A 24,338-nucleotide genomic window follows, 5' to 3' on the forward strand; every position below is an offset into this window, starting at 1 on the left:
TCACGCCTCGCGTGCTGCGACCGGCAGAATGTCTTGCCAATGCTGTTCCAGCCATTCGGCGCACGCGGTGTGCGCCGCCGGGCCAAAGACGATCGTCCACTCGGACGGAATGGCGCGGAAATCCGGCCACAAACTGTATTGTTGTTGTACGTTGCGCAGCACCAGACTGCGCTGCTGTTGATCATCGAACGGATTCAGGCTTTCCATCATGTGTTCCTCGTGCCGTCGCCGATGCCGGGTAAGCGGTGGCGAAAGCGGAAGCCCAGACCGCCTGCAGCCCATCGGTCAGGCCGCTGCGCCAACACAGCGCGTCGTGCCCGCCTTCCACCACCCGGTAGTGCACCCGATGGCCAGCGTCGCTCAGGCGCACCGCCATTTCGCCGCTGACCCGGTGCACCAGCTTTTCCTGCGAACCGGCTTCCATAAATACCTTCAGCGCGCCGTGGTTGCCCAAACCGTGCCGTTCCACCTGCTGCATCAGCCAGCAGGCATCGTCGGGAATGCTCGGCAGCTGCAGCATGTCGCGCCGCGGCCACCAGTAGGAACCGGACTGGGTGATCACCGCGCCGAAGCGCTGCGGCCAGCGCAGCCCGGCATACAGGGAAGCCAGGCCGCCAAAGCTTTGCCCCGCCACCACCGTGTCGGCCGGTTTGTCGCTGTGCGGCGCCCAGTCGGCCAGCTGCGGCATCAATTCTTCCTGCACCGCCAGCCAGAAATCGTCCTTGCAGGTTAATTCTCGCGCCCGATGCGGCAGATCAATGATGTCGATCAGCACATACACCGCTTCCGGCAACGCCCCCTCGCGGGTCAGCTGCATCAGCGGCTCCCAAACCGGCATCTGCTTCGCCCAGAACTGGCCGTCGAGCAGGATCGCGAGCGGGCGCTCGGCCGGCTTACTGTCGCCGGTCGTGTAGATCCAGACATCGCGGCTGTTGCCCAGGCGCTCACTGCACCAGGTATGGCGCTGCAAACGCGCCGGCAGCGGCGGCGTGCAGCGCCCGCTGGCGATCTCATACTCGTCGAACGAGCGCCATACCGGCTGCGGCGGCGCATCCGGCATGTGCAGGCCGGAGACGCTGTGGCCGCTGGCGCTTTGCCAGGAGCGATAAGGGTTGAGCAGATCGGGGGTGGCGCTGGCGAACACCTGATGCCACCAGTGGCGCAGGTTGTGCATGTTGGCGTGCGCATCGTCGCCGCTGAACGCCGGCGGCCGCTCGTCAAAACAGGGGATAAAGCAGTAGCTGCCGCGCCAGGCGCCGCTCAGCTCGGTCTGCCAGTACCACACGTCGGTACCGGCCAAACGCTGCAGGCTTTGCGGCGGATTCGGCTGGTGATGGTCGGTCAAGCAGTTAATGTTAATCCACACGCGACGGTAGGCGGAGGTCAATTCGCATCCCTGAGGATCGCGCCAGAAAAAGGTGGTTCGCCAGCGGCCGTTACCCGCCGGTTCTACCCATGGCGTACCGCGCCGTGCCACCGTCAACCACCACCCTGGACTGCCCGCATTGCTGCTGGCCAATAATCTGCTGCTTTCTGACTGTAGTTCTGTATTCACAACGCCTACCCATTTTGTAGTTGGCGGCACCGGGAACGTCGACTTTTCCCTATCGCCGGCCACCGCCCGAACGCACTGTACGCCAAATACTATTGATAATAATTTGCATTTGCAATAGTGTGTAAGGCTTGGAGATCGTGCTGGTATTGCGCGCAACGGACAGGGATCGGGGATACATCAATGGCATCCCTTGCCGCAGCCGATTTTCTATTTCCGACTACACAAAAACTACAACCGCCCTTCCCCCCCGTTCGGCGAGGGATGGCAGCAAGGTAGGACACTCAAATGAAAAGCAAGCTATCACGTTATTCTTTAGCCACTCTTATCGGCTTGGGATTGGGCGCGTCCGCGTTCGCCAACGCCGCGCAGCAGACCGACACCCCCACCACGGAAGAAAACAGCGGCGCAGCGGATAAAAAGCCGCGCGGCGAAGACACCATCGTCGTGACCGCCGCCCGGCAGAACCTGCAGGCGCCTGGGGTGTCCACCATCACCGCCGAAGAGATCAAAAAACGCCCGCCGGCGCGCGACATCAGCGAACTGATCCGCACCATGCCCGGGGTTAACCTGACCGGCAACTCCACCAGCGGCCAGCGCGGCAACAATCGCCAGATCGATATCCGCGGCATGGGCCCGGAAAACACCCTGATTCTGATCGACGGCAAACCGGCCTCCAGCCGCAACTCGGTGCGTCAGGGCTGGCGCGGCGAGCGCGACTCGCGCGGCGATACCGCCTGGGTGCCGCCAGAAATGATCGAGCGCATCGAAGTACTGCGCGGCCCTGCCGCAGCGCGCTACGGCAACGGCGCCGCGGGCGGCGTGGTCAACATCATCACCAAGAAGGCCGGTGATGCGCTGCACGGCTCGCTGAACGGCTACTTCAACGTGCCGCAGCACAAGCAGGAAGGCGCCACCAAGCGCACCGACTTCAGCCTGTCCGGCCCGCTGAGCGACTCCCTGAGCTTCCGCCTGTTCGGCGGCTACAGCAAAACGCAGGCCGACGCCTGGGACATTAACCAAGGTCATCAATCCGAGCGCACTGGCAGCTATTCCAATACATTACCTGCCGGACGTGAAGGAGTGGTCGATAAAAACATCGACGCCCTGCTGCACTGGGACTTCGCTCATCTGCAGTCATTGGAGTTCGAGTACGCCTACGGCCGCCAGGGCAACCTGTACGCCGGCGATACCCAGAACACCAACACCAACGCCCTGGTGCAGAGCAACTACGGCAAAGAGACCAACCGCATCTACCGTGAAACCTTCGGCCTGACCCACCGCGGCGCCTGGGACAACGGCGTGAGCACCAACAACTACGTGCAGTTCGAGCGCACCCGCAACACCCGTCTGAATGAAGGCCTGTCAGGCGGCTTGGAAGGCATTTTCGACACCAATAACACCGGTTTCGGCACCATCAAGCTGGACGACTTCTTGGCGCACAGCGAAGTCAGCGTGCCGTTTGAGCTGGGCGTTTCACAGACCGCTACGCTGGGCACCGAGTGGTCTCAGCAGCGGATGAAAGACGGCACCTCCACTAGCCAGTCTCTCACCGAAGGTGGAGTGATCCCTGGAGTGGACAGCACTAACCGTAGTCCTTATTCCTCCGCACATATCTTCTCGCTGTTCGCCGAAGACAATATCGAGCTGACCGACACCACCATGCTGACGCCGGGCCTGCGCTACGATTTGCACTCCGAATCCGGCAACAACTGGAGCCCGGCGCTGAACCTGTCGCAGGAACTGGGCGACTACTTCACGCTGAAGATGGGTATCGCACGCTCCTACAAAGCGCCCAATCTGCTCCAGAACAACGGTAACTATATCCTGTATAGCCGTGGTCAAGGTTGTGCAGCCAGTGCTGGCGCTTGCTATCTGATGGGCAACGACGATTTGAAAGCGGAAACCAGCGTTAACAAAGAGATCGGGCTGGAGTTCCATAACGAAGGCTGGCTGGCCGGCGTGACCTACTTCCGCAACGATTACCGCAACAAAATTGAGGCTGGCTACGCGCCAATTTCCTCAAACAGTCTTAAAACCGATATCTATCAGTGGGAAAACGTGCCGAAGGCGGTGGTGCAGGGGCTGGAGGGCTCATTGAACGTGCCGGTCAGCGAGACCGTCACCTGGAGCAACAACGCCACCTACATGATCGAGAACAAGAACAAGACCACCGGCGATTACCTGTCGGTGATCCCGAAGTTCACCGTCAACTCGACCCTCAGCTGGCAGGCTACGCAGGATCTGTCGATGCAGTCCACTTTAACCTGGTACGGCCGGCAGAAGCCGAAGAAGTATAACTATAAAGGAGAGAGCGCTGTCGGCTCAGAAGCCCGCGAGGTCAGCCCTTACGCCATCGTCGGCGCCAGCGCGACCTATGACCTGACCAAAAACGTCAGCGTCACTGCCGGCATCGACAACCTGTTCGACAAACGCCAGTTCCGCGCCGGCAATGCACAAACTGTTGGCAACGCGAAAACCAACTCCTACATGTATGGTGCAGGCGCAGCCACCTATAACGAATCGGGGCGTACCTACTACATGAGCATCAACACCCACTTCTGATGACATGACCCAACGACAAAGGGGGCTCAGCCCCCTTGAGGTAAATGACAAAGCGGATGACGTTGCCGGGCTTTCATTAGGCGACAGATAGAAAACAAGGAAAATCAATTCATTGATTTTCGGCTGATAACCACAAAGGAGGAAAAACCACGCTTTTTCCTCCTTTGTCAGCCACTAGAAAGGGCGCCTCGGCGCCCTTTTTTTATATTTATATTCAGTTACCTGGTGTGCAGTTGAATGCGCACCACGCTTTCCGGCTTGCCGGCCTTGGTGGAAGCGCCGTCGTTTTTCACCGTCACGAACAGCGCGTCGCCTTTCGGATCCAACGCCAGGCTGTTAGGGTGCGGCGGCAGGGCTACGGTTTGCAGGCGCTTGAGCGTTTTGGCGTCGAACACCGTCAGCGTCCCGGCGCCGTGATCCACGCGTACCCCTTTGCGGTTGGCGACATACAGCCGCTGGCTGCGCTCGTCGAGTAGCAGGCCGATCGGCACCTCATCCGTCAGCTCGCTGGCCAGCACTTTGCCGCTGTCCGCATCCAGCGCAAACACCCGGTGGCCACTGCTGCGCTTCACGTAGTCGTGCCCCAGATGATGGTTGCGGTAGTCGTCGCGATCGATACCCTGATCGACGCCCAACAGGCGATTGCTCGCCGGGTCATACACCAGGTTCAGCAGCTGATCGGCCTGTACTTCGTGGGTGGCGGTGATCGCCAGCGTGTCGGCGTTAAGGGTGATCACCTGCCCCTGCATGTTGGAAACGAATACCCGACGGCCCTTCTCATCCAGCGTGATGCCCACCGCGTTGTAGCCGAAGCCCGGGATCACTTTCTCCAGCTTGCCGGCTTTGGTATCGACCACGTACAGCACGCTGTCGACGCCGAAACCCAGACCCGGCAGGAACAGACGGCCGCTTTGCGCGTCATACTTGAGCTCTCGGAGGCGGTACAGGTAGTCCTCGGTGATTTTGAATTTCTTCAGCTCCGCCAACAGGAAATCCAGACGCTTGCCGCTGATGCCCGCCTGCTTGTAAGCCTGCTCCAGCACCGCTTTGTCCAGCAGCTTGATGCTGCCCAGCGCGTGGTTGGTAGTGGTGTCCACCACCCCGACTTCGCCGTTGAAGGCCTGCGTCAGGTACAGGCGATTGCCCGCGTCGTTCAGCGCCACGCCGAAGCCTTTCACCTGCAGTGGGATCTCTGCCTTGATCGCCAGGGTGTTGGGATCCAGCCGCAGCACGCGGGAGCGCGCCTCTTCCTTCCAGTCCGGCGCGCTGACGAACAGCGCCTGTTGCGAGGTGCTGTAGGCCATCTCCACCACCGTCGACGACAGCGCCTCACGCTTGATGTCCTGCGGTTTGATGCCGACATCGTCCGCCTGCGCGGCGCCGGCGACCACCAGAGAGGCCGCCACCAGCAGCGACAGTAGCGCGCGCGGGGTTGCTAGGGTTCCAGACATCCTTTTATCTCCTTGAAAATCATGCTTTCGGTTAGAGTGAAACAACGTCATGCCTGCGGCCCGGGCGGCAGCGCCGCCAGAGCGATATCGCCAGCGATGTGCTGCGCAAACTGGGTAAAGACGTGCTGAACGCCATCGGCGATCAGATTGGCCTGCTCCTGGCTGTAGTGATCCTGACGGTAGGTCATCATCACCCGCAGGGATTTCTTCCCGGCCAGATCGTCTTCCATCACCTCAAACTGCAGGCCGAGCAACGATTCGGCTTTCTCCGGCTCCACCTGACGGTAGGCGATCGCACTGCCGTCCTGCAGCCGGAACTCGCCGTTCAGCTTGATGCGGCTATGGATCTGGATGAACACTTCGAACATGTGGTTCTTGCGGTCGGCGTCCACGCCGAACAGCCCTTCTTCCACCAGATCGATCGGAATGTCGGTGTACGGCAGCGAGCCATTGATGGTGTTTTTCACCTGGCTGACCAACCCGGCCACCGTCAGCCCCTCGTCGAAGCGCACGCGGTGCACCACCACGGTGGTGAAATAGCCGACGGTATCGAAGAACTCGGCGTCGTTACGGCCGGAAGTCGAGGTGCCCACCAGCAGATCCGCCGGGCCGCCCAGCAGACGCAGCGCCGAGGTAATCCCGGCATACACCACGTTGAACAGCGACGCGTTGTTGCGGCGGGCAAGCTGATACAGGCCTTCCGCCACGGCAGGATCGACCTCGAACTCCAGCCAGCCGCCGTTGACGTCCGCCGGTGCCGGCACCGCCGGATGGGTGGATGCTTCTTGCCGGAAGATCGGCTGGCCGACCGGCGCGCCGCGCAGCGCATCAAGCCAGTAGTCCAGATGTTGCTGCTGCACCCCGGAGGCCCGCTGCTGCCGGGCGAAAGTGTGGAACTGCGGCGGCTGCCCGCTCCACTGCGGCGCCTGGCCGACGACGCGATGGCGATAGGCGATGCCCAATTCGTCCATCATCAGGTTGAGCGACCATTCATCCAGCACCACATGGTGGAACAGCAACGACAGCAGCTGTTGGCCGTTGTCCGCATCGCGCAGCAGCGTGGCGCGCAGCGGCAGCTCGGCGGCCAGATCGAACCGGTGCTGGCCGGCGTCGGCCAACAGGGCGGCGGCATTACCCGCTGGCGTCTCGTGAGAGAAGCGGAACCACTGATAATCCGGCAGTTCTGCGGCCGGCACCACCACCTGCACCACCTCCCCCTGCTGCTCGACGAAGCGTGAACGCAGCACGGTATGGCGAGTCATGACGTCGATAAACGCCTGGTGCAGCGCCGTTTCGTCTACCGCATCGAAGAAGCGAAGAGAGAATGGCAGGTTGAAAATCTCGTCATGGCCGAAGGCTTCATACACCTTCCACAGCGATTCCTGCGCCAGCGACAGCGGCGCCTGCGCCCCCTCATGATCGTCGGCGATGGCTAGCGCGGCATTCGGCTGCGCAACGTTCAGGCGTTTGGCGTAGCCCGCCAACCCACGCGCCGTCGGATGGCTGAACAGATCGTTAATGTTGATTTCGATCTGATGCAGGCTCAGCAAACGGCCGATCACCCGGGTAGCGACCAGCGAATGGCCGCCGCGATCGAAGAAGTCTTCATCCAGGGTCATTTCCGGCGCCACCAGCGCCTCACGGAACTCCTGCAAAATCAGCGGCGCAACGCTTTCGTCGGCGTCGCCGTTCGCCGCCGGCGCGGCCATCGCCGGGGAAACGGCCTCAGCCACCGGCAATGCGACGGCAATTCGCTGCCCGGCCAGGAACGCGCTGAACTGCTCCAGCAGGAAAGGCGCCGCGTGCGGAGACAGGCGCGGGTCGGTGACCAGCTCCAGCGTTAACGCTTCCGCTTCGGGCAAGCCCAATAGCAGCGCCAGTTCAAACGGCGTATGCAGCGGCGGCAGCAACAGGCGTTCGGCGTGAACGCCTTCCAGCCGCCACTCTGCGGCCAGATCGTCACGCCAGGCCACCAGCAACTGCGCCCGCTGCGGATCCGGCTGTTCAGCCACGGCCTGCGCCAGCAGCCGCTGCCCGACGTCGCCCTCGCCATGCTGCACGGTCAGGCGCATCAGCGGCGCCGCCGTCAGGCCCAGCTCCAGACCGACGCACTCTGCCGTTTCTGCGGCCGGCACGCACAGCTGCACCGCTTGGCCGCCGGCCTGCGCGGCGACGAACTCGGCAAACCGTGCCGCCACCGCCGCCAGCAAGGCCCGCGGCGTGTCGTTGGCGGGCAACAGCGAGCGATCAATGCGTGTGACCACGCGCGCGCCCACCGGCGGCAAGGCTTCAGTACGCTGCGCCGGGCTGCGGTAATCCTGCAGCGAGACCGCCTGGCGCGCCCAGGGCAGCTGTGGCGCCGGGATTTCCGGCAGCTCGACCGGCGCCGCCGCGAAAGGCAGAGGCATCGCATCTCCGTTATAGCGGGCGGACAGCATCGCCGGCAGATGGCGCCACGGCAGCGCTTCCGCCAGGATGTCATGCAATACCACGCCCAAAATCACGTCATCGGCAGGCGTGAGCAACAGCAGGCAGCGCAGCGGCGCTTCGCTTTCCAGTTCAAATGGCGCCGCCTGCACTTGCAGCAGACGACAAATGGCATGTTGTTCATCCGCCACCTGACGCAGGCTCACCGGCAACGGCGCCGAATCGGCAGCGCGTTTAACCAAACCGTTTTCGTCATCAAAAACGTAACGCACGTTCACGCCCGGCGTTTCCCGCACCAGCGCTTGCAGCGCCGCCGTCAGTTGGGCGATATCCACCTCTCCCGTCAGGCGCCAGGCCAGCGCCCGCTGCCCGCGTGCGTCACCCTGCTGCAGATGGGCAAACCATGCCCGTTCTTCGGCTTCGCTTACCGGCCGCTCGCCGTTCGCCGACGGCGCGCCCAGCGCCTGAAACGCGCTCTCCAGCCGCTGGGCCTCTTCATCGCTCAGAATGCTGTCAAAATCACCGATCACTGCGTTATCTCCTTTGCCCGGCCGTGCCGGGATAGCGCATAAAACGGGGGACATTCGTCCCCCCATCATCGCGATAGCGTTAGAAATTCAGCTCAACCGCCGCGCCGACCATGCGCGGGCGCTGCTGCGTCGCGGTGTAGATATCGTTGCCGCCAACCATGATGCGACGCTCGGAGTCGAACAGGTTTTGCGCAAACAGCGTGGCGCGCCCATAGGCGAAGGTGTAGGCCAGCTGGGCGTTAGCCGACCAGTAAGAACCTATACGCCCGCGCGAATCGTTGTCATACGCCGAGTAATAGGAGTCCGAGAACGCCACGTTAGTGCTCACTTCCCACCCTTTCAGGAACTGATATTTGGCGCCCATGTTGGCGGTGTAAGCCGGCGCGCGTCCCAATTCATGCCCTTCCACGCCGCTGCCCGAGAACTTTTTGATCTTGGTTTTCAGCAGGCCAACGTTACCGAACAGCTCGAAGTCCCAACGCGGCTGCCAGGTGGCGCCGATTTCCGCGCCGTAGGTTTCCACCTTGTCGGCGTTGCGGATCACGCTGGAATTTTCACCCAGGTAATAAGGCAGCTGCATGTCTTTGTAATCGTTGTAGAACACGTTGCTGGTCAGCACCACGTTGGCGTCTTTCAGGTGATGGCGGGTGTACAACTCATAGTTCCAGACATACTCGGAACCGTAGGTGTAACTGACGATCGGGCTGCTGAGAGTAATGCCTGCACCGCCAGCGTTATAACCGCGAGCGATCTTGGCACCGTAGGTTTGGGTGTCCGTCGGTTTCCAGGCCACGTCCAGTTTCGGCAGGAACACCGTGTAGGTTTCGTCGAAGTCGATGCGCACCGCCTTGCTGCCGCCATTGCGTTGGCGATGTTCGCGTTCCAGGCGGCTGGCGGCAGTCACGTCCACCTGCGGCGTCAGCGCATAGGTCAGCTCAGCGAAGGCCGAGTTAGTGTCGGTTTTATCTTTAAAAGTCGCGCCGCCGAAGATATTGACGAACTCATCCTGCTTGGCGTGGAAATAACGCAGCCCCGCCAGCCCGTGCAGGCGGCTGTCCGCGCCGCCGAAGCGTACCACCGGTTCTACGTGCACCTCTTTACCGCCGATGTCGGCGTACGGCAGCTGATAAGCCGTGGCGCGGTTAATGTTGAAATCGGTATAGATAACGCGGTTTTCCAACGCCAGGCCATCGGAGGCCTCCCAGGCCAGATCCCAGATCCCGCTGTTCACATTGCTTTTGAACACCGGCCGACGGATGTCGTGACGCGCACTCGCAGGATGCGGCTGCGGGTTGAGGCTTTCGTTCTGCGGTGCGGTGCTGCCAAAGTGGTTAAAGGTCAGCTTGGTGGTCAGATCGCGCAAACCGGCCGGGTTGAACAGCAGCTTGGCACGGGCGGTGGTGGCCTCCACTTCACGCGGATCGCCCACCGGCTCATAGGCCGGCAGGTCAGCATCGCTGCGGCGACGCTGGCGATCGACGCTGACGCGGAACGCCAGCTGATCTTCCACCAGCGGGCCGGACGCCATGGCGGCTAGTTGAGAGGAGTGCTGATTGCCGGCCCCGCCCTTGAAGGCGCTTTCCCATTCGAAGGTCGGGTCTTTACTGGCCATGACGATGGCGCCGGCGATGGCGTTGCGCCCCTGAATGTAACTTTGCGGGCCGCGGAACACTTCAACGCGATCCAGATCCCACAACGATTGCGGTCCGTAGGCTTGTTCGTTATAGGTCAGCGAACGGCCGTCCAACGACAGATTGAGGCGCGGCCTGGTGCCGCTGAGGAAAGCGCCGGCACCGGTGGTCGGGCCGGAGCCGTCAACGCCACGCACGGTTGGCAGATCGTTGCCGATGCCGACATCCACCACGTTGGGGGTCATGCGCAGCAAATCGGGAACCTGTGTCGCATTAGGCATAGAGGAGATGCGGTTGCTGTCGAACACTTCGACGCTGGAGCCGGTGTCGAAAATGGAACGTTTGACCTTCTCACCGGTAACCAGCAGCGTTTCCGCGTCCTGGTAGGTTTCGTTGCTCTTGGTTTCCGCCGCGTTGACGTTACCGATCGCCAGTGAACAAACCCCTAAAAATACGGAGGAAAACGCCCCAATGGCTTTCAACCCCGCCTTTTCCCCGTTTCCTACGCTTTCATGCCGTTGAGCCGCAAAATGCTTGCCCATAGATGTCTTCTCCTTTCATCCCAGAGGTGCACAAAATTTGATTTTTTTTTACACAACCTACATCGACACTCACACAGACCATGACGCTGCGGCCTTCCCGGCCTTGCTGTTGCTTATCCCTGCGGCAAACCCATGCCTTTCGCGGCCGGACGGGCGCGGCCCCGTCCACGGCTAAGCCGCCGGCGGAGCGGCCGGCAGCTTGTATAAAAACGTAAAATAATGTTAAGAATGATAATATTTTGCATTTTCTAATGCAAATCATTATCAACAAAGGTGTGAGACCTGACAAGATAACTGCCAGAAACCCTTATACTTTCGCAGGAAAAACGAGCGCTGCAATAACAAGCAATCATTTCAATGCTAAGAATAATATAGATAAATTATTCACACCCAATGCCCTCACTGCCCGGCGTCGCTAAAACGCCTTATAGATAGCACCCGATCGCCAAATGGATCAAATAATAATAATTTTCATTCCTATTAACATTTGGATATATTCTTGCAGTCTCGTTGGCTGAATCAAAATGGATACCCGATGAAAGCTTTGACCACGATGCAGGCCGCCTATTGGGTAGGCCGACAGTCCGCTCCTCCCCTCGGCGGCATGGCCGCCCACCTGTATGCGGAATTCGACGGCGGCGAGCTGGATACCGCTCGGCTGCGCCAGGCCGTCGAGGCGCTGTACCTGCACCATCCGCTGTTACGTCTGCGCATTACCGACGATGGCCGGCAGACGATCGCGCCTCCCGGCCCTCGGCACGCCTTGCATCTCGACGATTGGCAGCACGCCGATGAAGCAACGCTGGCAGCCGCGCTCGCCGCCAAACGCCAGGCAAAAAGCACCCAGCTGCTGCCGCTGGAACAGGGCGTGCCCTGCGATATCAGCCTGAGCCTGTTGCCGGAAGGGCGCAGCCGCCTGCATGTCGATCTCGACATGATCGCCGGCGATGCCATGAGCTTTCGCCTGTTGATGGAGGATCTGACGGCGTTTTATCACCGGTGTCCGCCGCCCCCCTCCGATGACGCACCAGCGGCCTACTTTGATCACCTAGAACGACGCGACGCCGACGAGGCGCTACGCCAGCGGCGCGAACGCGGCCAGCGTTGGTGGCGTGAACGCCTGGCGCAGGTGCCCCCGGCGCCGCGCCTGCTGCGCACGCCGGACCGCTGCCGCAGCGATCGCCTGGCCGTACAGCTGAATGCAGAAGAAAGCCGCGCGCTGGAGAATGTCGCCAAGCGGCACCACACCTCCCTCTCTACGCTGTTTTTAGCGCTGTTCGCACTGGCCGTCGGCCAGGGTTGGAATATGACGCGCTTCCGGCTCAACGTGCCGCTGTTCCACCGCGAAAGCGAACGGGAGGACGCGCATCGTCTTATCGGCGATTTCTCTAACCTGGTGCTGCTCGGCGTGGAGCTGAACCCGACGGAAAACCTGAGCGCTTTCTGCCGGCGCCTGATGGCACAGCTGGCAGAGCTTATCGAACATGCGGATTACCCCGGCGTGAGCGTGATGCGCGATCTGTCGCGCCTGCACGGCAGCCTGCAGCCTTCTCCGGTGGTGTTTACCGCCGGTTTCGGCATCCGCGGCAAGACGCTGTTTTCCGAACGGGTCACCGACACCTTCGGCCGTCTCGGCTGGGTCATCTCTCAAGGACCGCAGGTTGCGCTGGATGCGCAGGTCGCCCACGTCGACGACGGCATTCTGATTAACTGGGACGTGCGGCTGGACGCATTCCCCGAGCACGCGCTGCCGCGCCTGCTGGCCTGTTATCGTGCGCTGCTGCACCTGGCCGCACGGCAAACGGAGGCGTTCGATCGCCCGCTGTCACAGCTGTTGGCGCAATGCACACCCGACGCGCTGGCGCAGCAGGCACCGGTGCGCCAGGTGCTGCACCGGCTGCTGGCGCGGGTGGCTCCCGAGGCCAGCTTGCACGACCACGACGATATCCACCGCTTGGCCCTGCCGGATGCTGGGGTGAACGCGCTGCTGACGGTGCTCAACAAATATCTGGCGGCGGCGCTGACGGCGCAGGATCTGGCGGCGCATCCCTCTCCGGCGGCGCTGGCGGCATTGATCTGCCAACGCTCGCCCGAGGCAGGACGGAATGCGAAAACGCTGCTCGCCGCGCTGGCGCCGCAGCACTGAGATTTAATCGGTTAGCGACTATAGGGAAGTACCATGGAGACACCATTAACCGCACTGCAGCAGGCCTATCTTCTGGGCCGCAGCGATCGATGGCCGCTGGGCGGCGTGGCGATGCACGACTTTCGCGAATATCGCGCCCGGCAGCTGGACGTACCGCGCCTTGAAGCGCGCCTGACCGAGCTGGTTCAACACTACCCGGCACTGCGCACCTGCATCGATGTGCCGCGCGGCACGCAGCACGTACGCCCGGAAACCACGCTGCATCTGGATCGCCATGATCTGCGCGCCCTTGATGGTGAAGCGGCGCAGCGCCAGGTCGAACAACTGCGCGCGCGTTACTCCCACCAGCGCCACGATCCGAGCCAACCGCTGTGGCGCATCGCCGTGATCCAACTTGCCGAACAGCAGGATCCGACGGGATCGCCGTACGATACGCTGATCTTTACCAGCTTCGATGCCTTGATCTTAGACGGCCAGGGGATCTCCACCGTGATCGCGCGCCTGTTCGACGATCGCCCTCTGGCGCCGACCGCCGCCGCCTTGCCGCCCCCCGCCGCATCGGCGGCGCAACGCCAGGCCGATGCCGCCTACTGGCGCGAAAAGCTGCAGGATGTCACCACCCCGTCGGCGTTGCCATGGCGCGCCCCGCTCGCCAATCTCACCTCATCACGCTATCGCCGCGCCAGCCTGACGTTGCCGCACGACACGGTTAAACAGCTTGGCCGTCTGGGATCGCCGCATGCGCTGCTGCGCAACAGCCTGCTGTCGGCGCTGATCCTCGATACGCTGGCCCAGTGGACCACCGACGGCGAGCTGTGCGTCGGGGTGCCGGTGGCGTTCCCCGCCGCCGACGGCGCCCTGGGCAACGCCTCCAGCTTCGTGGCGGTGCGCTATTCGCGCTACGGCGAAGACTTTATCCAGCGCGCGCAAGCCTTGCAGGACGACGTGCTCGGCGCGCTCGATCACCTGGCGTTTTCCGGCGTCGATCTGGCGCGGCAGTTGCTCGGCCAAAGCCAGGGCGGCCCGGCGCTGCCGGTGATCCTGACCAATTGCCTGGGTTGGGAAACGCTGCCAGCCGAGGCGCCGGTGCGCTTTCACGACGGCCTGACCCAAACGCCGCAGGTCGCCATCGATATCCGCCTGACGTTGGACAGCGAAAAAAATCTGCAGCTGTGCGTGGACTACGCCGAGCAGGCGCTGCATGGCGAACAGGTAGAAGCGATGCTGGCGGCGTTGCAGCGACGCATCCTGCACAGTTGCCAACGGGCCGACCTGGCGATCGCGCCGCGCGACTTCATCGATCTGGCGCATTACCGCCACAACGACAGCGAAGCGAATTACGCGCCTTATCCTTATCTGGCGCAGCTGGCCGAGCGGCTGTTCGGCGCGCAAGACGGCGGCAATGCGCTGATCTGCGGCGAGCAGACGCTAACCTACCGCGAGCTGGGCCAGCGGATCGCCACGGCGATCGCCAACCTGCAGAGCCGCGGCGTGCAGCCGGGCAACGTGGTGGCACTGTATCTGCCGCGCAGCCCGGAACAGATCATCTTCAGCCTCGCCTGCGCCCTGCAGGGCGTGATCTGGGTGCCTATCGATATCAACTCGCCGCCGGAACGCACCGCCTACCTGCTGGAGAATTGCCGGCCGACGCTGGTAGTGCACGGCGGCGATCTCGAAACGCCGATCGGCGTGACGCCGGCGACCCTGCTGGCGCAGGCGGATCGCGCACCCGCGCTGCCGGATGAACGGACGCTGGTTGAACGCAGCGCCAGCCAGGCCGCGAGCTACTACCTGTATACCTCCGGCACCACCGGTAAGCCTAAATGCGTGGTGCTTAACAACCGCGCCACCGCCAACGTCGTGCACCAAACCCAACAGCGCTGGAGAGTCACCGCCGACGATGTCTTCATTTCCGTTACGCCGCCGCACCATGACATGTCGATGTTCGATCTGTTCGGTTCGCTGTGCGCCGGCGCCACGCTGGTGCTGCCGGCGCCACATCAGGAAAAGGATGCCATCAGCTGGAACCAACTGGTGAAAAAACATCGGGTCACCCTGTGGTGTTCGGTACCCGCCATTCTAGAGATGCTGCTCACCTGCAAAACGGCCGACAGCCTGCGCTCGCTGCGCCTGGTGGCGCAAGGCGGCGACTATATCAAGCCGGCGACGGTACAAACCCTGCGTACCCTGCGCCAGGATCTCGCGCTGTTCTCACTCGGCGGGCCGACCGAAACCACCATCTGGAGCATCTGGCACCCGATCGCCCCACAGGAGAGCGGCACCGTGCCTTACGGCCGCCCGCTGCCGGCTAACCGCTACTTCATCTGCCATGACGACGGCAGCCACTGCCCGGCCGGCGTGGTCGGCCGCATTCACACCGCCGGGGTGAACCTGGCGTTAGGCTATCTGGAGCAGGGGGAACTGAAGCAGCACGATTTCGTTACCCTCGAAGGACCGGACGGGCAACCGCTGCGCGCTTTCCGCACCGGCGATCAGGGCTATTACCGTGCGGACGGCAACATCATGTTCGCCACCCGGGTGAACGGCTATGTGAAGATCCGCGGCGTGCGCGTCTCGCTGCCGGAAATCGAAGACGTGCTGCGCCGCCATCCGGCGATCCTGGATATGGTAGTGGTGGATTATCCCAGCGGAGAGAACAACGAGGCAGCGCTCGGCGCCCTGTATCTGACCCGCGACGGCAAGCCGCTGCCGCTGTCCGAGATCCGCGCCTTCGCCACCGGCTATCTGCCCTGTACCCATATCCCCACGCGCTTTATCCATGCCGAGGCGCTGCCGCTGTCCGCCAACGGTAAAACCGATCGCCATCGCATCCGCGCCGACCTGAGCCACCAGCAAACCGCGCCGGCGTTGAACGCCTGCGCGGCCCCGCCGCCGAACGCACCGGTGGCGCGCAGCGCCGAGATCCTGACCATTTACTGGCAGGCGATTGGCGTAACGCCGCGCCCGGACTGGGGGGAAGAGACGGCGTTTATCGCCATGGGACTGAAGCTGCCGCATATCAAACAGGTGACGGCACGCCTCAATGACGCTTTCGGCACCCGTCTGGTAAGCAGTGCGCTCTTGCCATGCAAGAACGCACGCGAAGTGGCGGCGTTGCTGGCCAGCTGAAACCATACCACTCGGGCGGGGACATCCCCCGCCCGCATTTTCTCAGGCGGGTAACGCCGTCAGGGCCGCCAGCGGTTGCTCCCAGGCTTCCTGCTGCAGCGCACGCAACAGAAATTCTTGCAGCGCCTCGCCATAGTCCAACGCATCCTCCGTCGGGAACTGTTCCAGATAAATATCGATATCCACCTGCAGATCGCGGGCGTCGGTGCGGCCGCGATACGTCAGGTTAAAACCGTCGCCCGAGCCGCCGGCCAATACGCTGCGGGTACCGCGACAGCCAGTAAAACGAGGCGCATCGAAGGGTTGCACGTTGATGAAGGGGGAAATAAAGAAGCGCGAGCCCGGATCCACACCGCGATCGGCGGCCAATTGGCGCAGACGGTAGCCGGCGTGGCTGCGCAGCTCCCGCAGCTGCTGCGTCAGCGTGGTGAGAAAGCTCCCCAGCGTCTCCGCTTGCGGCGGTGACACCAGCAGCGGCAGCGTGTTGACCGCCAGCGAAGGCACGTTAGTGGCTGCCTGCCCACGGCGATTCATCGCCGGCATCCACATCGGCAGCGTATCGCCTTGCCGGGCACAGCGCGGCATCACCTGAAACAGCCAGGCCGCCGACAGCGCCACCAGCAAGTCGGGCCAATTGATGCCGCTACGCTCCGCCAACTGCGCCAGAGAGTGCGACACCGCCGCCGGCAGCCGGTGGTGGGTGCTCAGACGCCGTACGCCATAGGCCTCACCGCCCTTGCGCACCGTCGGCAGCCCCTGCGACGGCGGCAGATAGGTCTGCCAAAAGCGCCGATCGCGCTCGCATCGCTCAGAATCAGCGTAGGCCAGCTCGGCCTGTTGAAAGAGGTCGAAGGCGCCCAGAGGCATACCTGCGCTGCCCTCACCCAGATAGTGCGCATATAACGCGGCGCAGCGGTGTTCGATCAGGGCCATGCCGAAGCCATCAACCAGAATATGGTGCGCACGCACGTACCAGAGGTAGCGCTCCGGCCCCAGCTTGAGCAGCCAGGCTGCGGCTAACGGTTCGCTGTGCAGCGCCCGGCGCTGCGCGATATCTTCGCGCATCAGGTTTTGCGCCGCCTGCCAGGGATCGTCGTGCGTTTGCAGATCGATGCGTTGCAATGGCGGCGTGCGCTGTGGATCGTAACGTAACAGCGGGGGAGAGTCGCCATGCCGCTCACCAAAGCGCAAGGCAAACGCCTGCGTCTCGGCGAGAGTGGTGGCGATCGCCCGGCAGAGCGTCTCTTCCTCTACCGCGCCGCACAGTTCGGTGCAATGTGCGACGGTGGACAGAGTCTGCCCAGGGTGCAAGGTGTGTTCTTCCCAGAAATCAAGCTGCGCTGGCGCCAGCGGCAACCATTCAGAGGCCAAAGCGGTGTCCGACATGTTACCTACCTTTGATAAGCCCGAATAAAGACGTCGAGCGGGCGTAACCCCGCCGTTCAACGGCTTTTGCGTGTCTCCATACATCATCAAATGAAAATGATAATAACATTTATTATCATTTCTATTAATTTGGTAACACTTTAGATTTTGTTAAGCGGGGATGCAAGTCGCGCAGTTGGGCAGAGAAAAGAAAGTGGCAGGTTGAAGGGCCATAAAAACAAAACGCCCCGGCACAACTGCCTGGGGCGTTTTTAACGTCGGCGATACTCGTGATTAGGCCTGGTTGGCCGGCTTCACCTTCTGCGCCAGAAACTCCGTTTCGTAAGCCAGCGCCTTCTTGCGATCGAACTGGTGCTCCCACTTGGCGATCACCAGTACCGCCAGCGCGTTGCCCACCACGTTCAGCGCGGTACGCGCCATATCCAGGATACGGTCCACGCCGGCGATGAACGCCAGGCCTTCCAGCGGGATGCCGACGCTGCCCAACGTCGCCAGCAGCACCACGAACGAGACCCCCGGCACGCCGGCGATCCCTTTCGAGGTCACCATCAGCGTCAGCACCAGCACGATCTCCTGCCCCAACGACAGTTCGATGCCGTACAGCTGGGCGATAAAGATAGCGGCGATGCTCTGGTACAGCGTCGAGCCATCCAGGTTAAAGGAGTAGCCAGTCGGCACCACGAAGCTAGTGATCGACTTGGGCGCGCCGTAAGCCTCCATCTTTTCGATGATGCGCGGCAGCACCGTTTCCGAGCTGGCGGTGGAATAAGCCAGGATCAGTTCGTCTTTCAGGATGCGGATCAGCGTCCAGATGCGCAGGTTGCACAGCCGGGCGACCGCCCCCAGCACCACCAGGGCGAAGAACGCGATGGCGAAGTATACCAGCAGCACCAGCTTGGCCAGCGGCAGCAGCGAAGCGAAACCGAAGTTGGCTACCGTGACCGAAATCAGACCGAATACCCCGATCGGCGCATAGCGCATGATCATGTGGGTGACTTTGAACATGCTCTCGGACACCGCCTTGAACACCTTCAGCAACGGTTCTTTGGTCTCTTTCGGCAACGACGACAGCCCCAGACCGAACAGCACCGAGAAGAAGATAATCGGCAGCATGTCGCCCTTGGCCATCGACGAGAAGACGTTCGATGGGATCAGCGACAGAATGGTCGCCACCAGACTGTGCGAACCGCTTTGCACCTGTTCGGTAGTTTTCTCATACTGCGAAATGTCCACCGTGGTCAACGTCGACATGTCGATGCCGTGGCCGGGTTGGAATACGTTGGCCAGCGTCAACCCCACCACGATGGCGATGGTGGTGATCACTTCGAAGTAAATAATGGTTTTCAATCCGATGCGGCCCAGCTTTTTCGCATCGCCTACGCCGGCAATACCGACGATCAGCGTGGAAATAACAATCGGCACCACAATCATCTTGATCAGACGAATAAAGATATCACCCGCCGGGCTGAGAATATTGCTGACCAGCCACTCACGAGATTCTGTCTGGTTGTGCAATACCGCGCCAACAATAATACCCAGTACCAACGCGATCAGGATTTGCCAAGCCAGGCTAATTTTTACACTTTTCATACCCAAAAAGTCCTCAAAGACTCTTTGCGCCGTACAAAGTCGCAACACGGCGAAAAGAATACTTAATCATTTATTACAGGCTTATGTTAATTCAGTGGAAGCGTTCACCTGCCCTGGGTGCGACGCAGTATAAATCTGTATCATCCGGGCGGCATGCTCTGCAAGCCTTGATTTGTCAGGGTTGAGCGCTGAATCGAATCACAAAAATTTCGCGTAACTATTTCAAATGGCATAATTGCTTGTTATTAAAAACATAATTTTTCAGATAATGAAGCACATAACCGCGCCGGTGACGTTTTTTTGAACGCGATTAAAATGCGTTATTTTTCGTCCATTCTGCATATTTAGTCCGCACCGAATGTTTATATTTTGTTACTCAAAAGTCAAATAAATGGGAATTGGCCGAGTGACATTTTCACCCATAAATGCAGCGCCATTTTATATTTAGATTAAAAATCGAACGATACCGCAGGATGAATGCCACAGGGTATTTCCCGAGTTTTCATCAGGTATGAAGCATTAATAGAACGTTATTTCACGATGTGCCGTCCATCGTTATATCGCGTTAATACCAACTTCGAATATTAATAGCGAAAAATAATCAAAAAAGATTTATAGCGCGAAATAATGCTGGTCTCTCCCATCCTTATTAAGCGCGAGGCAAATACCCTCGCCTTTTTTTATTCTTTTTTGTTCTTTAGATAAGTGTTTTTGGTTAAAAACGTGGGTTTATGAGGATTTAAGCGCCAAATAGATAGATATGCCCTGCAAATGCGACAGAACGATTACAAATCAATATCTTTGTTGCGTGATCTGCCGCGCAAAAAAGAAACAAAGAATCGTAGCAAACTATACTTAACCTTCAGTTGACATATCATTAACAACTTCAAGGAGAAAAGCTATGAGCCAACTGCATAAACACGCTATTCCTTCTGCAATTGCAGAACGCGCCCTGATTAATCCGGCACAATACCAACAGTATTATCAACAGTCGGTTCAAGACCCAGAGGCTTTCTGGGGTGAGCATGGCAAAATCCTGGACTGGATCAAACCCTATACCAAAGTCAAAAACACCTCGTTCGATCCGGGCCACGTCAGCATCCGTTGGTTTGAAGACGGCACGTTGAACCTGGCGGCCAACTGTCTGGATCGTCATTTGGCCGAGCGCGGCGACCAGACCGCCATTATCTGGGAAGGCGACGACCCGACCCAATCCAAAAAGGTGACTTACAAACAGCTGCACCATGACGTCTGCCAGTTCGCCAACGTGCTGAAAAAGCTCGGCGTGAAAAAAGGTGACGTGGTGGCTATCTATATGCCGATGGTGCCGGAAGCGGCGGTCGCGATGCTGGCCTGCGCGCGTATCGGCGCCGTACATTCGGTGATCTTCGGCGGCTTCTCGCCGGAAGCGGTCGCCGGACGCATTATCGACTCCAACGCCAGGCTGGTGATCACCGCCGATGAAGGTCTGCGCGCCGGCCGTGCCGTGCCGCTGAAAAAGAACGTCGACGATGCGCTGAAAAATCCCGGCGTAGTCAGCGTGGCCAACGTCGTGGTGTTCCAACGCACCGGGAAACCGGGCTACTGGCAGGAAGGGCGCGATCTGTGGTGGCATGAGCTGACCCAGGGCGTCTCCGCCGACTGCCCGCCGGCAGAAGTGAACGCCGAAGATCCGCTGTTTATCCTGTATACCTCCGGTTCGACCGGCAAGCCGAAAGGCGTGCTGCACACCACCGGCGGCTACCTGGTCTACGCCGCGATGACCTTTAAGTATGTGTTCGACTACCACGACGGCGACATCTATTGGTGCACCGCCGACGTGGGCTGGGTCACAGGCCACAGTTATCTGCTGTACGGCCCGCTGGCCTGCGGCGCCACCACGCTGATGTTCGAAGGCGTGCCTAACTATCCGGGCGTTAATCGCCTGTCGCAAGTGATCGACAAGCACCAGGTCAACATTCTGTATACCGCACCGACCGCCATTCGCGCCCTGATGGCCGAAGGCGACAAGGCGATCGAGGGCACACGACGCGATTCGCTGCGTATCATGGGCTCGGTCGGCGAGCCGATCAACCCGGAAGCCTGGGAGTGGTACTACAACAAGATAGGCAATGCAAAGTGCCCGATCGTCGACACCTGGTGGCAAACCGAAACCGGCGGCTTCATGATTACCCCGCTGCCTGGCGCCACCGAGCTGAAAGCCGGTTCTGCTACGCGGCCTTTCTTCGGCGTACAGCCGGCATTGGTCGATAACGTCGGCACACCGCAGGAAGGCGCCTGCGAAGGCAACCTGGTGATCGTCGATTCCTGGCCGGGCCAGGCGCGTACCCTGTTCGGCGATCATGACCGCTTCGAGCAAACCTACTTCTCGACTTTCAAAGGCATGTACTTCAGCGGCGACGGCGCACGCCGCGACGAAGACGGTTACTACTGGATCACCGGCCGCGTCGATGACGTGCTGAACGTCTCCGGCCACCGTCTGGGCACCGCCGAGATTGAGTCCGCGCTGGTATCGCACCCGAAAATCGCCGAAGCGGCGGTGGTCGGCATTCCTCATAACATCAAAGGCCAGGCGATCTACGCCTACATCACGCTGAACCACGGCGAAGAACCGACGCCGGAGCTCTATACCGAAGTGCGCAACTGGGTGCGCAAAGAGATAGGGCCGATCGCCACGCCGGACGTACTGCACTGGACAGATTCGCTGCCCAAAACGCGCTCCGGCAAGATCATGCGGCGTATCCTGCGCAAAATTGCCGCCGGCGACACCAGCAACCTGGGGGATACCTCTACGCTGGCGGATCCGGCCGTCGTCGACAAGCTGTTGGAAGAAAAACAATCAATGAAAGTGCCGTCATAATTTATGCCGCTTCAGGCCGCTCAATCCGGATCACGCACCGTTGAGCGGCCCTGGCGCGGCGTACTCTCTCAATACCGACTGGAGACACTCTGATGAATGACACCATTTATCAAGGGATTGAAGAAAACCCGCGCTTTAAAGAGCTGGTGAGAAAACGCGGCCGGTTCGCCTGGCTGCTTTCACTGATTACGCTGGCGCTGTACGTCGGCTTTATTCTGTTGATCGCCTTCGATCCGCAATGGCTCGGCACGCCGATCGCCGCCGGATCGACCATCACCCGCGGGATCCCGGTCGGCGTCGGGCTGATCGTGATCTCTTTCGTCTTGACCGGGATCTACGTGTTTCGCGCCAACGGCGAATTCGATCGCCTCACCGCAGAGATTCTGCGTGAGGTGAAACAATGAAGCGCTTATTGTCCGCCGCCGCGCTGCTGTTGCTGCCCGGTCTGGCCTGCGCCGACGCCATTGGCGGCGAGGTGCATCGCCAGCCGCTGAACATCCAGGCGATCGTGATGTTTATCCTGTTTGTCGGCGCCACGCTCTACATCACCTATTGGGCCTCCAAACGCACCCGTTCCCGTCAGGACTACTACACCGCGGGCGGGCGCATCACCGGCCTGCAAAACGGGCTGGCGATCGCCGGTGACTTCATGTCCGCCGCCTCGTTCCTCGGTATCTCCGCCCTGGTCTACACCTCGGGCTATGACGGACTGATTTACTCCATCGGCTTCCTCATCGGCTGGCCGATCATTCTGTTCCTGATCGCGGAGCGTTTGCGCAACCTCGGCCGTTATACCTTTGCCGATGTCGCCTCTTACCGTCTGCAGCAGAAACCGATCCGCACCCTCTCGGCCTGCGGCTCGTTGGTGGTGGTGGCGCTGTATCTGATCGCGCAGATGGTCGGCGCCGGCAAGCTGATCCAGCTGCTGTTCGGGCTCAACTACCATGTGGCGGTGATCCTGGTCGGCATCCTGATGGTGCTGTACGTGCTGTTCGGCGGCATGCTGGCCACCACCTGGGTGCAGATCATCAAAGCGGTGCTGCTGCTGGCCGGCGCCAGCTTTATGGCGCTGATGGTGATGAAGTCGGTTAACTTCGACTTCAATACCCTGTTCGCCGAAGCGGTGAAGGTGCATCCGAAAGGCATCGCCATCATGAGCCCCGGCGGGCTGGTCTCCGATCCGATTTCCGCGCTGTCGCTTGGCCTGGCGCTGATGTTCGGCACCGCCGGTCTGCCACACATCCTGATGCGTTTCTTCACCGTGAGTGACGCCAAGGAAGCGCGCAAGAGTGTGTTCTACGCCACCGGCTTTATCGGTTACTTCTATATTCTGACCTTTATCATCGGCTTCGGCGCCATCTTGCTGGTCAGCGCCAATCCGGCGTTCAAAGACGCCACCGGCGCGCTGCTGGGCGGCACCAACATGGCGGCGGTGCATCTGGCCAATGCCGTTGGCGGCAACTTCTTCCTCGGCTTTATCTCGGCGGTGGCGTTCGCCACCATTCTGGCAGTCGTCGCAGGCCTGACGCTGGCCGGCGCCTCGGCCGTGTCCCATGACCTGTACGCCAGCGTGATTAAAAACGGCAAGGCGACCGAGCGTGACGAGCTGAAGGTCTCCAAGATCACCGTCGTGGTATTGGGGCTGGTCGCCATTGCCCTGGGGATTTTGTTCGAGAAGCAGAATATCGCCTTTATGGTCGGACTGGCCTTCTCCATCGCCGCCAGCTGTAACTTCCCTATCATCATCCTGTCGATGTACTGGTCGCGTTTGACGACCCGCGGCGCGATGATTGGCGGCTGGCTGGGTCTGTTAACGGCGGTAATTCTGATGATCCTCGGCCCGACAATCTGGGTGCAGATCCTCGGCCATGAAAAACCGATTTATCCGTATGAATATCCGGCGCTGTTCTCGATGATCGTGGCCTTTGTCGGCACCTGGCTGTTCTCGATCACCGACAGCTCGCTGGCCGGACAGCAGGAGCGGGAACGCTTCCGGGCGCAGTTTGTCCGTTCGCAAACCGGGCTGGGTATCTCTCAGGGCAGCTCGCATTAATCGAATAATAAGTGAAAAAAAGCAAACACACCCTAATCAAAGGCCCTTCGGGGCCTTTTCTCTGGCTGTCTGTCGGAGATAAGCTGGGGAGAGCAGCGCAGCGTAGCTGCGCTTTTTTACGTTTTACGCATAGCAAAAAGCCCTGAACGTCAGTTCAGGGCTTTCGGCTTTATTTGATGCCTGGCAGTTTATGGCGGGCGTCCTGCCCGCCCCCCTTCGGGCCGTTGCTTCGCAACGTTCAAATCCGCTCCCGGCGGATTTGTCCTACACAATTCGTCTCAGGATGCCCATGCTCGTGCAGAACGCCAGATAACAGACAAAACAACAAGCCCCATGCTTTCGCATGAGGCTTGTTGTTTTATTTGATGCCTGGCAGTGTCCTACTCTCGCATGGGGAGACCCCACACTACCATCGGCGCTACGGCGTTTCACTTCTGAGTTCGGCATGGGGTCAGGTGGGACCACCGCGCTATTGC

At 60.6% G+C, this 24,338-nt stretch carries 13 protein-coding genes and 1 rRNA gene; 6 read left to right on the top strand and 8 right to left on the bottom strand.

Annotated features, from left to right (window positions below):
- Both ACJ8HA_RS20850 and fes read right to left on the bottom strand, forming a co-directional pair.
- The gene (locus ACJ8HA_RS20850; protein ID WP_025304965.1) at positions 1-207 is read right to left on the bottom strand and encodes an MbtH family protein; all 207 of its coding nucleotides are present in this window, start codon (positions 205-207) and stop codon (positions 1-3) included.
- Complete coding sequence (gene fes / locus ACJ8HA_RS20855) at positions 182-1,555, bottom strand: enterochelin esterase (RefSeq protein WP_075201420.1); 1,374 nt, start codon at positions 1,553-1,555, stop codon at positions 182-184. The genes ACJ8HA_RS20850 and fes overlap by 26 nt, the downstream gene beginning before the upstream one ends.
- 285 nt (positions 1,556-1,840) lie before the next feature.
- On the opposite strand from fes, the gene ACJ8HA_RS20860 reads away from it, so the two are divergent.
- Positions 1,841-4,117, top strand: coding sequence for a TonB-dependent siderophore receptor (locus ACJ8HA_RS20860; protein ID WP_442515491.1), 2,277 nt, complete (start codon positions 1,841-1,843; stop codon positions 4,115-4,117).
- A gap of 218 nt (positions 4,118-4,335) precedes the next feature.
- Here ACJ8HA_RS20860 and ACJ8HA_RS20865 read toward each other — a convergent pair whose 3' ends face one another.
- The 3 genes from ACJ8HA_RS20865 to ACJ8HA_RS20875 form a co-directional block, all read right to left on the bottom strand.
- Positions 4,336-5,568 (bottom strand): YncE family protein, encoded by a 1,233-nt coding sequence (locus tag ACJ8HA_RS20865; protein WP_164063767.1) that lies wholly within the window; start codon positions 5,566-5,568, stop codon positions 4,336-4,338.
- A 47-nt stretch (positions 5,569-5,615) separates the two neighbouring features.
- On the bottom strand, positions 5,616-8,525 hold the full coding sequence (locus ACJ8HA_RS20870; protein WP_049207225.1) for a condensation domain-containing protein: 2,910 nt from the start codon (positions 8,523-8,525) through the stop codon (positions 5,616-5,618).
- A gap of 79 nt (positions 8,526-8,604) precedes the next feature.
- Positions 8,605-10,698, bottom strand: coding sequence for a TonB-dependent receptor (locus ACJ8HA_RS20875; protein ID WP_033638948.1), 2,094 nt, complete (start codon positions 10,696-10,698; stop codon positions 8,605-8,607).
- A gap of 535 nt (positions 10,699-11,233) precedes the next feature.
- On the opposite strand from ACJ8HA_RS20875, the gene ACJ8HA_RS20880 reads away from it, so the two are divergent.
- Both ACJ8HA_RS20880 and ACJ8HA_RS20885 read left to right on the top strand, forming a co-directional pair.
- Positions 11,234-12,844, top strand: coding sequence for a condensation domain-containing protein (locus ACJ8HA_RS20880; RefSeq protein WP_049207227.1), 1,611 nt, complete (start codon positions 11,234-11,236; stop codon positions 12,842-12,844).
- Positions 12,845-12,877: 33 nt separating this feature from the next.
- Complete coding sequence (locus tag ACJ8HA_RS20885) at positions 12,878-15,973, top strand: amino acid adenylation domain-containing protein (protein WP_442515492.1); 3,096 nt, start codon at positions 12,878-12,880, stop codon at positions 15,971-15,973.
- Positions 15,974-16,015: 42 nt separating this feature from the next.
- On the opposite strand, the gene ACJ8HA_RS20890 is transcribed toward ACJ8HA_RS20885, so the two are convergent.
- Both ACJ8HA_RS20890 and gltP read right to left on the bottom strand, forming a co-directional pair.
- The gene (locus ACJ8HA_RS20890) at positions 16,016-17,359 is read right to left on the bottom strand and encodes a condensation domain-containing protein (protein ID WP_197819488.1); all 1,344 of its coding nucleotides are present in this window, start codon (positions 17,357-17,359) and stop codon (positions 16,016-16,018) included.
- Between the two features lie 273 nt (positions 17,360-17,632).
- Entirely contained in the window at positions 17,633-18,949 is a 1,317-nt protein-coding gene (gltP, locus tag ACJ8HA_RS20895; protein ID WP_043142347.1) for a glutamate/aspartate:proton symporter GltP, read from the bottom strand.
- A 901-nt stretch (positions 18,950-19,850) separates the two neighbouring features.
- On the opposite strand from gltP, the gene acs reads away from it, so the two are divergent.
- From acs to actP, 3 genes are all read left to right on the top strand, one after another.
- Positions 19,851-21,809 (top strand): acetate--CoA ligase, encoded by a 1,959-nt coding sequence (acs, locus tag ACJ8HA_RS20900; RefSeq protein WP_025304955.1) that lies wholly within the window; start codon positions 19,851-19,853, stop codon positions 21,807-21,809.
- A gap of 92 nt (positions 21,810-21,901) precedes the next feature.
- Complete coding sequence (locus ACJ8HA_RS20905; protein ID WP_004930047.1) at positions 21,902-22,213, top strand: DUF485 domain-containing protein; 312 nt, start codon at positions 21,902-21,904, stop codon at positions 22,211-22,213.
- Positions 22,210-23,862: a cation/acetate symporter ActP gene (gene actP, locus ACJ8HA_RS20910; protein WP_004930048.1), complete on the top strand. Its 1,653-nt coding sequence runs from the start codon at positions 22,210-22,212 to the stop codon at positions 23,860-23,862. The genes ACJ8HA_RS20905 and actP overlap by 4 nt, the downstream gene beginning before the upstream one ends.
- A 367-nt stretch (positions 23,863-24,229) precedes the next feature.
- Here the strand turns inward: actP and rrf are convergent.
- Positions 24,230-24,338, bottom strand: a 5S ribosomal RNA gene (rrf, locus tag ACJ8HA_RS20915); the annotation flags it as partial.

Source organism: Serratia sp. CY33802, assembly GCF_052169095.1.
Lineage (GTDB): Bacteria > Pseudomonadota > Gammaproteobacteria > Enterobacterales > Enterobacteriaceae > Serratia > Serratia bockelmannii.

Bases quoted from the DNA above. Each gene is read 5' to 3' on its own strand.
- ACJ8HA_RS20905 (WP_004930047.1), top strand. From the start codon at position 21,902: ATGAATGACACCATTTATCAAGGGATTGAAGAAAACCCGCGCTTTAAA.
- ACJ8HA_RS20885 (WP_442515492.1), top strand. From the start codon at position 12,878: ATGGAGACACCATTAACCGCACTGCAGCAGGCCTATCTTCTGGGCCGC.
- ACJ8HA_RS20865 (WP_164063767.1), bottom strand. From the start codon at position 5,568: ATGTCTGGAACCCTAGCAACCCCGCGCGCGCTACTGTCGCTGCTGGTG.
- gltP (WP_043142347.1), bottom strand. From the start codon at position 18,949: ATGAAAAGTGTAAAAATTAGCCTGGCTTGGCAAATCCTGATCGCGTTG.
- acs (WP_025304955.1), top strand. From the start codon at position 19,851: ATGAGCCAACTGCATAAACACGCTATTCCTTCTGCAATTGCAGAACGC.
- actP (WP_004930048.1), top strand. From the start codon at position 22,210: ATGAAGCGCTTATTGTCCGCCGCCGCGCTGCTGTTGCTGCCCGGTCTG.
- ACJ8HA_RS20860 (WP_442515491.1), top strand. From the start codon at position 1,841: ATGAAAAGCAAGCTATCACGTTATTCTTTAGCCACTCTTATCGGCTTG.
- ACJ8HA_RS20850 (WP_025304965.1), bottom strand. From the start codon at position 207: ATGGAAAGCCTGAATCCGTTCGATGATCAACAGCAGCGCAGTCTGGTG.
- ACJ8HA_RS20875 (WP_033638948.1), bottom strand. From the start codon at position 10,698: ATGGGCAAGCATTTTGCGGCTCAACGGCATGAAAGCGTAGGAAACGGG.
- ACJ8HA_RS20890 (WP_197819488.1), bottom strand. From the start codon at position 17,359: ATGTCGGACACCGCTTTGGCCTCTGAATGGTTGCCGCTGGCGCCAGCG.
- ACJ8HA_RS20880 (WP_049207227.1), top strand. From the start codon at position 11,234: ATGAAAGCTTTGACCACGATGCAGGCCGCCTATTGGGTAGGCCGACAG.